Origin of the sequence: Psychroserpens sp., assembly GCF_047633235.1 — a bacterium.
Lineage (GTDB): Bacteria > Bacteroidota > Bacteroidia > Flavobacteriales > Flavobacteriaceae > Psychroserpens.
Window position 1 is genome coordinate 1 of the sequence record NZ_JBLIET010000053.1, and the last position, 15306, is coordinate 15306.

Here is a 15306-nt window from a genome sequence, read left to right on the forward strand (position 1 = left end):
GTGACTATATTCAAGTAAAAACCGAAAATCAAAATTATACAGTACACTCTACACTTAAGAAAATTGAAGATAAGTTGCCTAAAGATTTGTTTTTAAAAATACATCGCTCATTTATTATTAATGTTGACAAAATCATTGATATTGAGGATAATAGTGTGCTTATCAAAAAAGATGTTATTCCTGTAAGTCGCTCAAATAGACCAGAATTAATGAAGCGTCTTAACCTGCTTTAAAATCATTAACTGACAGGTAATTACCATTCAATGATCTCAGTAGATTGTCTAATGAATGTCTATTTTTAGTCAAATAATTCACAATATATTTGACGAAAATATCATAACATAACAGTTCGTAATTAACAGCACAAGGCGAGGCAAAAGAGATATCTTTTGCCTTTTTTGATTTTAATATGGTTTATAAGTATAGTGAAAAAGCCATTCGACGATAGTAAGTTGTTTTCTATCGCTATGGCCTTTATGTCAATCGAAAATTCAAAAACAAATCTCAATGTTAGTCTACTTTTGTAACATAAATATATGATGTCATGAAAAAAATATTATTAATAATTTTTGTTGTCTCACATAGTTTTAGCGCGATAGCTCAAGGAGAAACACCACCAATAGATGTTGATTTTGGCTCTGTAGATAATTTTATATTGTTTACAGGAGCCGGCGCAGTAGCCAATACTGGAATTTCTACAATTACAGGTGATGTTGGGTCCCATGCAGGAGCAATTGCTGGTTTTGGATCTCCTTCAGTTTTTACAGGAACTATAGAAAATGCCAATAGCATTACTGCACAAGCCACTTTAGATTTAGCGGCGGCTTGCGTTCAACTTCAAAATATACCCGCAACTATAACAGATCATAGTACGATTTATGGAAATGTAAATGGGGAGACTATTTATCCCGGAGTTTATTCTGCAGCAGCAGCAGTGTCCATCACTGGCACTCTTATATTAGATGCTCAGGGAGATCCTAATGCACAATTTATTTTTCAAATTACAGGAGCACTTAATTCAGTCGCAGGTGCTACAGTTGTTTTGGCTAATGGTGCGTTATCTGATAATGTTTTTTGGATTGCTGTCGGGGCAGTTGCTTTGGGAGCAAACACCACTATGATTGGTACGGCAATAGCCTATCCTGGAGCAGTCTCCTTAGGAGCAGGTGGTGCTTTAGATGGAAGATTATATTCTACTATTGGAGCTATTGCAATTGATTCGACAATTGGAACAGTGCCTTTAGGTAATATATTTTATGATATTCCCTTTAATTGTGATTTAAATGCTTACTTATTTCAAGATAACGACATCTACGCTATTGATTTAGCTTCAGGGAGTTCATATCAAGCAGCAGCAGACGTGACGCCAGGAAATATAAATGCAGCAGCATATAATCCTTCTGATGGATATATTTGGGGATCATTATCTATTCCAGAAAAAACCATAGTTCGTATTGATAAAAACTTTAGAACAAGAACATATTATATAGATGAATTACCAATAACTCTTAGAGATGTCGGTGATGTGAGTTCAGACGGGATCTATTACCTTAAAGGGGATGGGACAACATATTATAAAGTTGACTTGGATCCAGCATCTGTGAACTATACACAACATCAGGCTACAAATGTCTTATCCCAAAACATAAGTATTGATGATTGGGCGTTTAATGCTGTCGATGGATATCTATATACAGTAGAAAATAATACAAATATTTTATATCGTATTGATTCCTCCAACGGAAATGTGCTAGCGTTAGGTGAAGTTCCAATTTTGACAGGGTCGACCTATACGTATGGTGCTGTCTACTTTGATTTATCTGGTCGTTTCTATGTGTCTTCAAATGAAACAGGAACCATTTATGTGATTCAAAGTGTGCAAGACTTAGTTGAAAATGGTGGAATGGATTCTAACTTATTTGCTTTTGGTCCATCAAGTTCTAATAATGATGGTGCACGTTGTCCATCTGCTCTTGTAGCGCAAGAAATTTGCGATAATGGAATTGATGATGATGGCGATGGACTTATAGATTGTGAAGATCCTTCATGTTCAGGTTACGGTGAGTGTGCTGTGATTGCCCCTCCAACAACAGGAAGTAGTGATAGTGGTTTAGAAAGTAATAATAGATTATCTGAGCAGATTAACAAACGTAATTTTAATCGTGCAAAAACAGGGTATTCGTTTGATAGACATACTGCAAAACGCATCATTAAAGATGGTAATTATGCACAACGAAATGCGACTTCAGGTTTTGCTTTAGAAGATTTTATTCCTTTAGATATTATCAATGAAGATGAGGTTATTGATGCATCACCTTCAGATTTAGTGAGTATTACAAATGCTACTGAGATATATGGAGTAGATTATTTGAAAAACAGTACACCTGTAGCTTCAATACTAGTTATAAAAACTGAAAATGGTGTATATGAACACACTAAGTATATTTGTGACCGTTTGTTAGGAGCTGAGTTAATCTCAGTAAATACAATGGATATCAACGGACAATCATTCATCAAGTGTATCATTAAAAATGTGGATGGTACGTATGAGTTTGTGTTGAGTTTATCGGCTAAGGTGGTAAACAATGACGAAAACTTCGCTATAGAAAGTCACTGGAATTTGGATCAATACGAACAAGAGGTTACCTTTTATAACTTTCAGATTTGGTCTAACTCAATGGATGATTTATTCTCAATTGGTCAAGAAGTTTTAAATTTATTAGAAGCACAAAAATCAATTACAACATATAACAATTCAACCCCTCCAGTAGTATTTGTGAGAAAAGGAAGTTATGTAAATGGTGCATTAGATTTACAAATTGTAAATGTGAATGCTACGGAAATGATAAACTTTGACGCTGGTTTTAGAACCACAGAAACAAGTGAGTTTGAAAACATGAATTCTACTGTAAGCTTGAATGGACAATACATTACAAATTTACAATTAGAAACTGGAAATTTATTTGATATCGGTTTTAGAATTGGCGATGGTGTTGCAACACCAGACGATTTATTTATGTCTGATGGACCTTGGGGAGTTGATGATTCTTCCGCAAACACAACAATAGATACCTATGCAGTTCTAACAAACGATTTCACGTTTGATACTAATGATTTCCCAATAGAACGTAATGTTGTCTTAAAAGCAATAACAAGTAGTTATGTGGCAGCTTATAGGGCATTGACACCAAGATTTAAAGCCGTAGACTTAAGTGATTATAATAGCTTAAAATTTAGTGCAAAAGGAACAGGGAATGTAGAAATTACATTTGTTAAAGCTAGTATCTCTAACTGGGAAGATCAATATAAAAGCACTATTGCTTTAAGTAGTTCATCACAAAATTATGTGTTACCAATCTCAAGTTTTCAATCAGGAAACGGTGCGGGCTTGGAACTAAACGATGTGGTTACTGTCGTGTTTACAATGGTAAGCGAAGATGGTACAACAACGACAAAAGAATTAACTTTAGAAAACTTACGTTTATCTCAAGACACATTATCTGTAGAAGATCTAACACAAGACACCTATAAGTTGTCTGCAGTGCCAAATCCAATGACCTCCGCGACGACAATACAATTTACAGCAAACCAAACAGAAACTGTACAATTTATAGTCTATAACCAACTAGGGAAAGTAGTATATGAAATATCACACAGAGCAATACCGGGTGAAAATGAGATTTTATTAAAGCGAAACAACTTAAGTACAGGTCTTTATTTTTGTAAAATCATAAGTCAACAAATACGGTATAATCCCCTAAAATTAATAGCCAAATAATTCCTTTAATTTAAGTGGTTGTTTAAAATGTTCTTGTCTGAGGTTAGCAGCAAGGAGGTTTTAATTTAAAGACAAAAGCGAAAGCTTTTGTCTTTTGTGTGTTGGAGTCATTTAATTAAATGCTTAACTTTGAATTGTGAATATTTACGGTATACAATTAGATAGTTGTTATAGATGCTTGCAGTTATATTTGAGTAAAAAAAAGTTAAATGGAGAGAATACAATTTATAGAAAAGGAGATTTCTCATTTGAGAACTAAATTACAGAATCATAAACTGTACGACAATTTGAAGACTATAGATGACATCAGGATTTTTATGGAACATCACGTATTTGCAGTATGGGATTTCATGTCTCTTTTAAAGAATCTTCAAATTAATCTTACAACTGTTCAAACACCTTGGACGCCACCAGAGAATCCTGCGTTATCAAGGTTTATAAATGAAATTGTTCATGGAGAAGAAAGTGATGTCAATGAATTAGCAGAGCCTAAGAGTCACTTTGAGATGTATTTGGACGCTATGTTACAAATACATGCAAATACTGATGGTATTAGTGATTTTATAAAACTCATTAAATCAGGAAAATCAGTTGAATATTCATTAAATAAAACTCATATAGATAAAAAAGTAGCAGATTTTGTAAAGTTTTCATTTTCTATCATTGAAACAAATAAGCCACATCTTGTTGCCTCTGCGTTTACATTTGGACGAGAAGATATTATTCCAGATATGTTTATCGAAATTCTTAAAAATTCCGATTCTGAAAACAAGTTATACAACAAGCTTGCATACTATTTAGAACGTCATATAGAACTTGATGGAGACGAACATGGGCCGCTCTCTCTTCAAATGATTTCAGAGTTATGTGGAAATGATGACGAAAAATGGAGCGAAACATTAACTATTGCCAAGCAATCTCTTGAGAAAAGAGTTGAACTTTGGGATGTGATTAACGATTTAATTCAAAAAGAAAAGTCCGTAATCAGCGACGTATATAATTAATTGCAGACACTATTTGTACTGCGGAAACTTTCCGATTTCCAATCCAGTTCCTGATCATTTAATAACTTTTTCCCTAAACACAGAGCCATCAAATAGCCTCCATTTAAAACGTAATCCAATTTCCGTAAAGGTAAAACCAGCAGCAGTAGCTGAGGCAATATTACTTTGAATTCCGAATATGTTTGCCATACAACGCTCAGAGAATTTAAATCCAAACTTTCCTTGAATACGATAGGTGCTTTGGCTTTTGCCGTCCTCTATATACTGTAATCCTGTTGCTGCAGTTAATTCGTAAAACCAAGCTTTTGGTTTCGCCGTATTTTCATCTTTAATTAAATTCAAGAAGATTTCACCTGCTTGAAATGTTTCTGGGCTAAAATAAATGGTAGGTACTTGATCTGCAAAAGTGATGTATTGATAATTCAATCCTACTTTTAAAGACGGTTTAGCTAATAGGTTATAATATAACGAGGTAAATAGTAAGTTTCTACTATTTCCATCATTTTGAGAGGTGTACATATATTGTGTAAACCAACCTAAATTAAAATTAGTGCTGAGGTTATAATTCGCGAAATAATTATTTTGAACTAGTTCTCGGTCTAATAAATCGGCATTAAAGCTTTCAATTTGACGTTTGTAACCAATATCTAAGGTCTGTAATTTAAATGGTTTGATATTAAATGAGACATCTGTTAAGAGTTGGGTGTAGTCAGTGCTTTCCGTATTGGCTGCTGTCAAACCTGTCGTGCCATTAAAGATCACATTGTTTAATAACTGGTAAGATAAGCCCAATGAGAGATCATTAGAGTTCGCTTTGTTATTGGTAATGGTATTATTTGTATTTCTATAATTGTAGCTTCCTAATAGTTTAAGTTTTGTAGTTAATGGGTAGGTTACATTTGAATTAAATGAGAAGGCTTGGTTGTCTCCATTATCGAATGTGTTTGATGCTCTGGAGTCCAAGGCTGGTGTAAATTTCGTGTTTAGGATAGTAATGAACTTTAATGCATCCTTTTGATTATCGTGAAATTTTAATGTATTTTCTGCCGAGTTATAAGCATCGTCATAATATCCTAAAGCTTTTAAAGCATTTGCTTTCCCTAAGTTTCCATCAAAAGATGTGCTGTCGTTAAATAAGATTCTATTGTAATCCTCTAAACTGTCTTTAAAGTTACTCTTATAAATATTCAAAGTTGCTCTCAAAGCTAAGACCCAATTCTCATCTGGATATTGAGTAATTAAGGTGTCAATTAAACGTGCTGCTGGTTTGTATTTTTTGCTCCAGATTAAAGCTTGTACGTATCGTTCTGTAGTTTGTTGTGAGACGATTTTCGAGGTGTTAGAATTTATAAGCACATAGGCGTCATTACTTAATTGTAATGCTTTTTTATTTTTACCTTTTAAATGAGAAACTAGAGCCAAACCGTTTAATGCTTCTAATTGGTATGCGGGATTTTCTGCTATTCTATTATAGATACCGTTTGCAAAATCAAGATCGTTAGTAATTAGATATAGATTGCCAAGATTCATTAAGGTTTCTTTATCCTCACCAAACAATTCTATATTTTTAGTTAATAAGGTTTCTGCTTCACCATACTTTTGTGCTTGTTGATTTTGATAGGCGTATCCTAAATAGATGTATTTTTTAGAAATTAATGCATTTGGGTTTCTCGGTAATACTTTTAAAGCTTTGTCTACATAGATAATAGCGTCTTCATATTCTTTAAGATTAGATAAGGTATTTGCGTAACCTAATAAGGCAGGAAAACTTTTTGGATTTTCAGTTATCAAATCTTTATAGTAGGTTTTGGCATCATTAAATTGTGAATTCCACAATAAGGATTCACCATAATTTAATTTTACTTCAAAATCGATTGGGTAATCGTTTAACAGTTTCGTGAAAATAGTATTCGCTTTTTTTGCATCTCCATTAAGTCCAACAGCTCTCCCGTAACATAGGCGTGCAGTTTTGTTTTTAGGGTACTGTTTTAATATTGTATCAAAGAATGTTTCTGCCTGCGCATATTGTCCAGTTTCTAAATACGTGAAACCGTCTTGCATGTCTTGGGCATTACTTGCTAAAACGAGTAATAAAAAGAAAAGAATTATAAGTGGTTTTAAAGTCTTCATATCTGTTTGAATGTATAACTGCAAGTTACGGATGAAGACCACTTCATTCATCTGCAGCAACTGATCATCCGTCGAAATCAAATGGGTTTACAAAGAATTTGTTCAGATATTAGTGTCAGATGTAAACAAATTATCATTTAAAAATAACAAATTATCATTTAAAAACAACAATTATGGCTTTACAGATTTTAAAACAAAACGGAATATTTCAATTACAAGGAAATTTAACTACAGCAACGACGAGGTCGTTTATTATTCACTTTGAGCACATTATAAATAAAGTAAAAAATGTGACTGTAGATATTGATAGAGTACATATTATCGATGCTAGTGGAGTAGCTGCTTTAAAAACTTTAATCGCTATCGCTTTACGCTCCAATAATATATTTTCTGTTGTTGGCTATGGTTGCAAAGACATCTATGACGATTACAGATCAGTATGCGCAAAATAGTTAGAACAATCCAAAATCAAAATGCATGCAAGTCATTTCAGCAATTAGAAGAAGAAAACTATCTCCGGAACAATTATTTATGCTTAGCGTGCTAACCGTCAATGGTGGGAACTATTTGTATAATCTCATCTTAGGACGTCTTTTAGGTCCAGAGCAATTTGCAGATGCAGCTATGTTGATTACATTTTTATTAGTCTTATCCTTTGTAGCAATGACATTTCAGTTGGTGACTGCAAAATTCTCAGTTATTTTTGAGAACGACATCTTGAATAATTTTATTTCTAAAATTTATAAAAATGCCATAATTGTTGGTATTGGTTTAGGCGCTTTAGTCATTGCATTTTCAGGTCAATTGCAACAATTATTTCATACCTCGTCATCAAGTATGTTTGTTATTTTTGGTTTTGGAGTGCCTTTATACTTTTTAATGAGTGTAAACCGCGGTGTGTATCAAGGTCAAAAAGCATTCAAATCCTTATCTATTACGTATCAAGCTGAAATGTTAAGTCGATTACTAATTACGCTTGGGTTGTTATTTTTATTTGATATCCAATCTTCTGTAGTGATCGCTATTGGAATCTTAGTCTCCCTGGGTTTTGGTTTAATTCCATTCAAGTTTATAAATTTTAAAATCAAAGCAACAGTGCGGATTACTGCAATAGAATCAAAGCAAATTCATAACTTTTTTGTTATCACAGCCTTTTATGAACTCACACAAATCATTATTAACAATAGTGATGTTCTTATGGTGAAACACTATTTTGAACCTTACGATGCAGGGTTATATGCCTCTTTAGCACTCATTGGTCGTATTGTGTACTTTATCGCCTGGATGTTTGTGATGTTGTTATTGCCAACCGTAGTTCAGCTAAAAAAAGAAGGTAAAGCCACGGCACCAATTTTATTTAAGTATGTTGGATATATCACAGTAATAGCATCTATAATTGTTTGTGCTTGTGTCTTATTTCCTGAAACAGGTATTACTTTGTTATTCGGCGAAAGCTATGTAGCAATGGCACCTTTACTTTGGAAATATGCTTTAGCTACAGGTCTTTTTGCTATATCAAATATCTTCGCATATTACTATTTGTCTTTAGATTACTATGTGCCAGTGATTTTTTCTGGACTCTTTGGGATGCTTCAAATGGGATTAGTCATCTTTTTTCATGAGAGCTTAGAACAAGTCGTTCACATGCAAATCGCAGCGATGTTTTTATTACTCATCTTTCAAATGTCTTACTTTATTTACGATTTTAAATCGAAAGCAGCCAAAAGCTAAATCGAAGGCTTTCTTCTGCTCGTCTATAGCAAAAAGTATTCGGTCTATAGACATCTATTGTACCCAGAATTATAGTGCAAATTTGTAGTGTAATTAAGATATTAGTAACATGAAACTAGCAATCGTAACAGCATATCCACCAAGTAAAGTCACATTAAACGAATATGCATATCACTTAGTAAAACACTTTAGACAAAAAGAATCTATTAAAGAGATTATTTTACTTACGGATAAAACGGAAGGAGCAAAAGATATTATGTTCACAGAAGAGGGTTGTAAGATCACAGTGAAAGATTGTTGGGCATTTAATAGCTATGTAAATATTATTAATGTTACAAAAGCTATTAACGCAATACAACCAGATGCTGTTTTGTTCAACCTACAGTTTATGAAGTTTGGCGACAAGAAAATTGCCGCAGCCTTAGGGTTAATGTTACCATTGGTTTGTAAACTTAAAAAGATTCCGAACGTAGTGCTATTGCACAATATTTTAGAAGAAGTGGATTTAAGATCTTCAGGTTTTACGTCGAGTAAATTAATGCAAAAAGTATATGGTTTTATAGGAACAACCTTAACTAAATTAATATTGCAGTCTGATACAGTTGCAGTAACAATGCAAAAGTATGTGACCGTTTTGGAAAATAAATATAAGGCTAACAATGTGAAGCTGATTCCTCACGGAACTTTTGAAATCACAGAGGAGCAACTCAGTTATTCTATTCCGGAGGGCCCCTTAAAAGTCATGGCTTTTGGAAAGTTTGGAACCTACAAAAAAGTAGAGGGGATGATTGAAGCTGTTGAGATGTTAAGAGCATCTTCAGGTTTAGATTTAGAAGTAATTATCGCAGGAACAGATAATCCAAATGTCCTTGGTTATTTAGCAACAGTTCAAGAAAAGTATAAACATGTACCTCAATTACGTTTTACAGGCTATATAGAAGAGCATGAAGTGTCAACCTTATTTAAGGAAAGCGCCGTAGTCGTGTTTCCATATACCTCAACAACCGGGAGCTCAGGTGTTTTGCATCTAGCAGGAAGTTATGCTAAAGCAGTAGTCATGCCAGACTTAGGTGATTTAGCGTTATTAGTTAAAGATGAGGGGTATCAAGGAGAGTTTTTTGAGCCAACCTCAGTGGAGAGCCTAGCAAAAGCAATTGAAACTATTGTGACTAATGAAACATATAGGACAGCATTAGGAAAAGCAAATTATAAAGCAGCTACAGCTTATCCAATGTCAAAAATTACAGATATGTATTTAAATACATTTTTAACTCTAATTGCTAATAAAAAAAGTAGAAAGTAAAGTAGAATAGGTTTCTACTCAGAAATATATATAAATGCAGCTTTTTTTGTCCCATTAGTATCAATAAATCCAAATTGCTTTTGAGCGTTTTTACGCCAAGGAAGTCTACCTACGACTTCCTTAGGTATGTCAACGAAGTCATAAAGTGTCCAAGACATGTATTGTAAATTATTTGCAGTAATAATCTGGTGGGCTTTTTTGTGGTAATTGGCTTGATCTTCTTCACTACTGCCATAAGGTTTCCAAAACCCATCATAGGATGATAGTCCAAATTCTCCCATAACTATAGCTTTGCCTGGGATTTCTACTTTTAAGTTTTTTATAGAAGTGTCTAAGTCGTCTAAGTCTTCATAATAATGAAATGAAATAAAATCAACTTTATGCTCTAGTATAGCAGCGCTTTGTGTGTTGGACCAACCAATAGTTACTGGGTGATGATCATCTATGGATTTCACAAGATTGATCATGTTGTCCAGCCAAGCAATTACATTATTTTTCCCTCTAGATTTAAAATCTAGGTTGGGTTCGTTTTTAATATCCCAACCAACGATAGCTTTGTGGTCTTTTAAAGCGCTTACAATAGTTTCTGCATGACGCATAGTTAGTGTCCAATCAAGAACATCGTAATTACCATAAAAATCAAAGAGCGTTACGACAACATCAAGATTGGCAGTTTCGGCAGCGTCTAAAGTTTGTTTGAGCTTTTCTAGTTTGGTGTTGTCAACATCTGCTTTTCCAAAGTCGTCATATTGGATAAAAATCCGAACTGAATTTAAGCCAGCATCTTTTATGATTTTGAAATCCTTTGCTATGGTGTCTTTAGAAAAGGCCTCTCCAAACATATTCCAAGGTGTTGCTTGTGGATAGTAATTAATACCTCTAATATTAAGATCATTTGTTGGAATTTCTTTATGTTCAACCTCGTAATTTTTAGTTGTTTCTTTTACTAAATGTCTAATACGCCAAAAGCCATCCTCAAGTAGCAATACAATTTTATAAGTGGATATTTCCGTAGTTTCTAATTGTAATTTTTTATTCTGAAACACACGCTTGTACTCAACGACATCTCTATCTGTTATGACTGCTAACTGTCCATCTTCACTAAAAAACTCTATAGTAGGGTGATGCTCAAGTGTTGTTGATTCTATCGTTATATGTTTATCGGTATTCAATTCAATAATCTCGAAAAGATTTAAACGTGCACTGTCTGTATAATAATCCTTAATACCAATGGTCGTATTGGTTTTGTAGGCAATATGTTTGACATACCAAGCATCTAAATAATCATTCTCAAGAGCTTTAAGATTTTCTTCATCAATTAGTCTGCCTTCATTTTCTATTGGTGCCCAGACGACTTTAGGGGAATACTGTTCTATTTTTTTAATTTCGGTATGAAGCATAGCACTGCGATCTGCACCTGTATTGAGATAAGCAAAAAGAGCACTTATACCTGAAATAATTAAGGCAATAACCACAATGTATGATGTCATTAACATGACACGAACTATGCTTTTGTTGAGACCTACCATAGCTGTATTAATTTAACTGTTTTTTCTAAACCAGCAGTTTTGATAACGATCGTGTAAGTGTCATTTTTTAAATTATTGGGATTTAAATTGAAATTCACAAAGCCATCAATTGATGTTTTAGTTAGTGTTTCTATGAGTTTATTCTCTTTATAGACGAGTAATTTAACCTGCAAACCATCAGGAATCGTCTGTTTCATAAAGCTCTGCAAAGGTCCAACTATGATTGCTCTATTATTTTTTGAGAAGTTAGTACCAAAGTCTTTAATAACTTGATTGTAGTTTAAGGCTATTATATCACTTTCTGCCATTCCGTCCACGTAGGCTTTAATTGACCATTGAGTTTTATAATCTGGATGAATCATTAATGCAGTGGCGACACCATTAATGGTGGTGCCAGATGTTTTGAGACTATTGCCCAGATCGTTAGTAATATAAAATGAAACATAAGTCCCATCACTCACCACATTATCTTGTTTGTCTTTTATTATTGAGGTTTCAAAAGTGGTTACTTGGTTACCATCTGCATAACTATGAGGTCGTTTTGCTGAAATTTTAAAATCGGTAGGAATTGCTGGAAACACAATAACTGTAAACTCTTTGGAGTTGGTATTTAAGCTTTCTGAAGATACAAGTATTCGACCGCTTTTTTTGTACGAATAGATGTTTTTATAAGCAATTATATTAGTGGTTTTAATTGGATCTAAAGACTCATTCGATAAAAATTGATATTTTGCATGTACCAAGGTCTTGTCTGGTAATGGATTATCCAAACTGTCTGTAGGGATAACGACTAGCATCGTGTAATCTGTTCCTCCTGCTTCAATACTGGGCGGTCCAATATAGGTTTCTATTACTGCAACCTCTTGTTTTGAAATAATGTTAAGTTGTCCAGATAAAGACATGACATCGTTAATGAGTTTCCAATACACTTGCCCTGTTTTTTTACTTATGTTTTTTGGAATGCTATATGAAAGTATAGAGCCTATTCTTGAGGGAGAGACTAAAGTAGATCCATAACTATTTGAACAATATAGTATTGGATTTATAGTTTCCGAAGCAGAAAACTTTAAAATAATTGTACTTCCAGCTTCAAACTCTGTCTGTATTGTTAGCAGTTGGAGATTTATTGTCGTTTCATTATTTGGTAAGACAGTAGAAGATGATAATAATATCAAGCCTAAAAGTCCTATGTAAAAATGTTTAAATCGCATTAATTAGGGTTTCCGATATAAGCGTTAGTTTCAATTTTTATATAACTAAAATTTGGATGATTGATGTGTTGCAATTCTAGATTGAGATGGTTTTCAATTCTATTTGGAACTATTTTATTTGATATAGGCTCGTTTGGAAGTCCATTCACATAAATATTTTTCATACTATTATTAATGATCTTAAACGTACTATTGCTAATAAAAGTATATTCAAAATCTTGCTTACGCTGCTGTCTAATGCCTTTCTTTATAAATATATGGTCCACCCAAATCATCATTTTATTCTCATCATAGTAACTCACTAAAAGCTGAGGTACTGTTATTTCTTGAAGTCCACTATTAAATAAACTTCCATTCATCTTATCTTTAGTAATCGTGATGTCACTCAAGACTATGTTTTTGTACAAATCTGAGCCAGACACATTACCTGCAGCTTGTAAATTAAATTTAATGGGCTGGTCTTCTAATTCAATAGATGTAAATTCATCTGGATTAAATGTTTTTGGAATAGAATCTTTGGTTTTAGACCATGCGATACCTTCAAAATTGATTTTAAAAGCAGTCGTTTCCTTAGGCATCAGTTTGTGTTTAATATGGTATTTAGCGTTGTATGTAGCGAGTTCCTGGTCCTTTGCATTATAAAGTGTGCCTTTTAAAACAATATCTGCTGGAACATTATCTATATTTTGAACCTCACCAATAATGACGTAATGGTTATTGTATTTTACAAGTTTTGCTGATAGCACTTCTAGAACAGGTTGTTTTAAAACATCTTCATGATGTGTTTGCTCAGTTGTAATGCGCCTGCGTCCTTGATTAAAATAACCAGTCGTGTTATTAGAGAAGAGTTGGTCTGGTGGTAAATCTGTATCTATGTCTTCAGGCTCTACATACCATTTTCTGTTTTGTCTGGTTAGTATTTTATAATCGGTAAGATCAATTTTTTCAAGAGGTGTAATCCAATGTGTTGTCACTTTCGCCGAAGCAGAACTATCGTTTAGAGTCGTAATTTCGGTTTCAATAGCATCTAATTTTGCATAGCTACTTAGGAGTCCGTCAGTTACCGAGACTTCCAGCATATACTGTGCAATAGTTTTGTCACTTTCCGGATTAATTAAGTTGTAAGCGGTCTCAAATTTTTTAAAATCTAAGGCATCATAATACGCTATAATTACATTTTCTGGACTGCGTTGTGAATCATTTTTTAAGTAAAATAGATAAATGCCGTAACAAAGCGCTATCGCCAATAGGATAGACCAAAGATGTATTACTTTAAGTATGTTGTTTGAGAATTTAGAGTAGTGGTTTTTAAAATTTAAATACACAGGTACTTTCTTTGTTTTTATAGTATTGATCCAAAGTGTTTTAATGTTTAAAATAAATGCTATTAAAATCGTTAAAAGTGGTGCGATTCCCCACAGTAGTTTTTGCCATTTTGAAACATCGTCTTTTGGCAAAATAGAGGACACTGGTGGTACGTTTAAGCGTTCCCAAACCATGATGGCATTATCTAATTGAAGCACACGTTGCCATCCACAGAAATAGAGAATTGGATCATAGAATTTATCATTAGAGAAGATATACTTGAGATTATATTTTTCGGGTGTTGTTAAAAACTGTTGTAAAGATCCAATCCCGGCCACACCTTTAAACTTTGAGTTTTCTAAGCGCTCTATTGGTCGTGTTGTTAATTCGGGAAGTCGTCTTGCAGAGTGGTAATTACCATCAACAGTCATCGCGTTGGTTTGTGCATTTAGCCAAGCCATTTGATCTCCAAAACCAAGCGTTAAAAATCGCCATTTGTTATGATCATCTTGATTTAAGAAATTCACGATGGGCAATATATTAATTTGTTGCGGTTGAGACGGTCTAAAATATCCAAGACTCATAGTGAAAATAGTCATGAAGATAAAGAGCCCAGCAAGCATACCTCCAATAATTCTGTGATAAACTGCACCAAATTTAGATTGGATTACTTTTTTTAAATCGCCTTGGATAAAACGATAAGCAAACTCGCCAAATAGAGGCAATGACATAATGGACGCCCAAAGTGTAAAACGATCTAATGTCAAAATGTTATAGGCACTCTCACCCAAAATCATACGAGGAATAGGTGTCGTTCCACCAGTTCCTAAAATAGTTAAAATGGTTATGGATATACCAAAAAACAAATAACGCTTGCTGTAGTATCTGTAAAATATGTAAGGTAATAAAATGAGTAAAATACCCCAAGGAATTAAAAAGAATACCAATCCAGAAGAGGTAATCTCTAAAAAATTATCACGTGATCCGTGTGGAATTGGGACTTGGGTAATTGGATTGTTTTTAGAATTAATCCAATATGGAAGTATACAGCCTATAATAATGATGAGTGATAACAGCCCAAAGCTAAGGATGCGTTTGAAAAGTAAGAGGAAACTACTTAAAAACAGTTTAAAGGTTATAGCTTTAATTGAGCCTGATTGTTTGTAAGCGACATCCATAATGACCATGCCTATTAAAGGAAAGATGAAAAAAACCATCCCAAAAATTGGCGTGACGTGATGGGAGGTTACTGTAACAGCTATGAGTGATAATGATGTCGTTAAATACCAGTATTTGCCTGTTTTTAACCAAAGAT

At 33.7% G+C, this 15306-nt stretch carries 10 protein-coding genes; 6 read left to right on the forward strand and 4 right to left on the reverse strand.

Features of this window, described 5'->3' with window-relative positions:
* The 3 genes from ACJAZK_RS13085 to ACJAZK_RS13095 form a co-directional block, all read left to right on the forward strand.
* Positions 1 to 233: LytR/AlgR family response regulator transcription factor (locus tag ACJAZK_RS13085; RefSeq protein WP_415224396.1), on the forward strand; the 233-nt coding region annotated here is incomplete at its 5' end.
* Between the two features lie 311 nt (positions 234 to 544).
* On the forward strand, positions 545 to 3778 hold the full coding sequence (locus ACJAZK_RS13090; protein WP_415224397.1) for an ice-binding family protein: 3234 nt from the start codon (positions 545 to 547) through the stop codon (positions 3776 to 3778).
* Between the two features lie 209 nt (positions 3779 to 3987).
* On the forward strand, positions 3988 to 4782 hold the full coding sequence (locus ACJAZK_RS13095; protein ID WP_415224398.1) for a DUF3050 domain-containing protein: 795 nt from the start codon (positions 3988 to 3990) through the stop codon (positions 4780 to 4782).
* A 54-nt stretch (positions 4783 to 4836) separates the two neighbouring features.
* Here the strand turns inward: ACJAZK_RS13095 and ACJAZK_RS13100 are convergent, their stop codons facing one another.
* Positions 4837 to 6912, reverse strand: a complete 2076-nt coding sequence (locus tag ACJAZK_RS13100; protein ID WP_415224399.1) for a tetratricopeptide repeat protein — start codon at positions 6910 to 6912, stop codon at positions 4837 to 4839.
* 173 nt (positions 6913 to 7085) lie between these two features.
* Between ACJAZK_RS13100 and ACJAZK_RS13105 the strand changes: the two genes are divergently transcribed.
* The 3 genes from ACJAZK_RS13105 to ACJAZK_RS13115 all read left to right on the forward strand — a co-directional run bounded on the left by ACJAZK_RS13105 (position 7086) and on the right by ACJAZK_RS13115 (position 9946).
* Positions 7086 to 7364, forward strand: coding sequence for an STAS domain-containing protein (locus tag ACJAZK_RS13105; protein ID WP_415224400.1), 279 nt, complete (start codon positions 7086 to 7088; stop codon positions 7362 to 7364).
* Between the two features lie 25 nt (positions 7365 to 7389).
* Positions 7390 to 8643 carry an oligosaccharide flippase family protein gene (locus tag ACJAZK_RS13110; RefSeq protein ID WP_415224401.1) on the forward strand — a complete coding sequence of 418 codons (1254 nt, stop codon included), beginning with the start codon at positions 7390 to 7392 and terminating at the stop codon, positions 8641 to 8643.
* Positions 8644 to 8752: 109 nt separating this feature from the next.
* Positions 8753 to 9946: a glycosyltransferase gene (locus ACJAZK_RS13115; protein WP_415224402.1), complete on the forward strand. Its 1194-nt coding sequence runs from the start codon at positions 8753 to 8755 to the stop codon at positions 9944 to 9946.
* A 14-nt stretch (positions 9947 to 9960) separates the two neighbouring features.
* Here ACJAZK_RS13115 and ACJAZK_RS13120 read toward each other — a convergent pair whose 3' ends face one another.
* The 3 genes from ACJAZK_RS13120 to ACJAZK_RS13130 all read right to left on the reverse strand — a co-directional run.
* Complete coding sequence (locus ACJAZK_RS13120; RefSeq protein WP_415224403.1) at positions 9961 to 11475, reverse strand: glycoside hydrolase family 2 TIM barrel-domain containing protein; 1515 nt, start codon at positions 11473 to 11475, stop codon at positions 9961 to 9963.
* Positions 11469 to 12686: a hypothetical protein gene (locus tag ACJAZK_RS13125; RefSeq protein WP_415224404.1), complete on the reverse strand. Its 1218-nt coding sequence runs from the start codon at positions 12684 to 12686 to the stop codon at positions 11469 to 11471. Before ACJAZK_RS13125 ends, ACJAZK_RS13120 begins: the two co-directional genes overlap by 7 nt.
* The coding region (locus ACJAZK_RS13130; RefSeq protein WP_415224405.1) for a hypothetical protein at positions 12686 to 15306 on the reverse strand (2621 nt) is incomplete at its 5' end. The genes ACJAZK_RS13130 and ACJAZK_RS13125, both read right to left, overlap by 1 nt.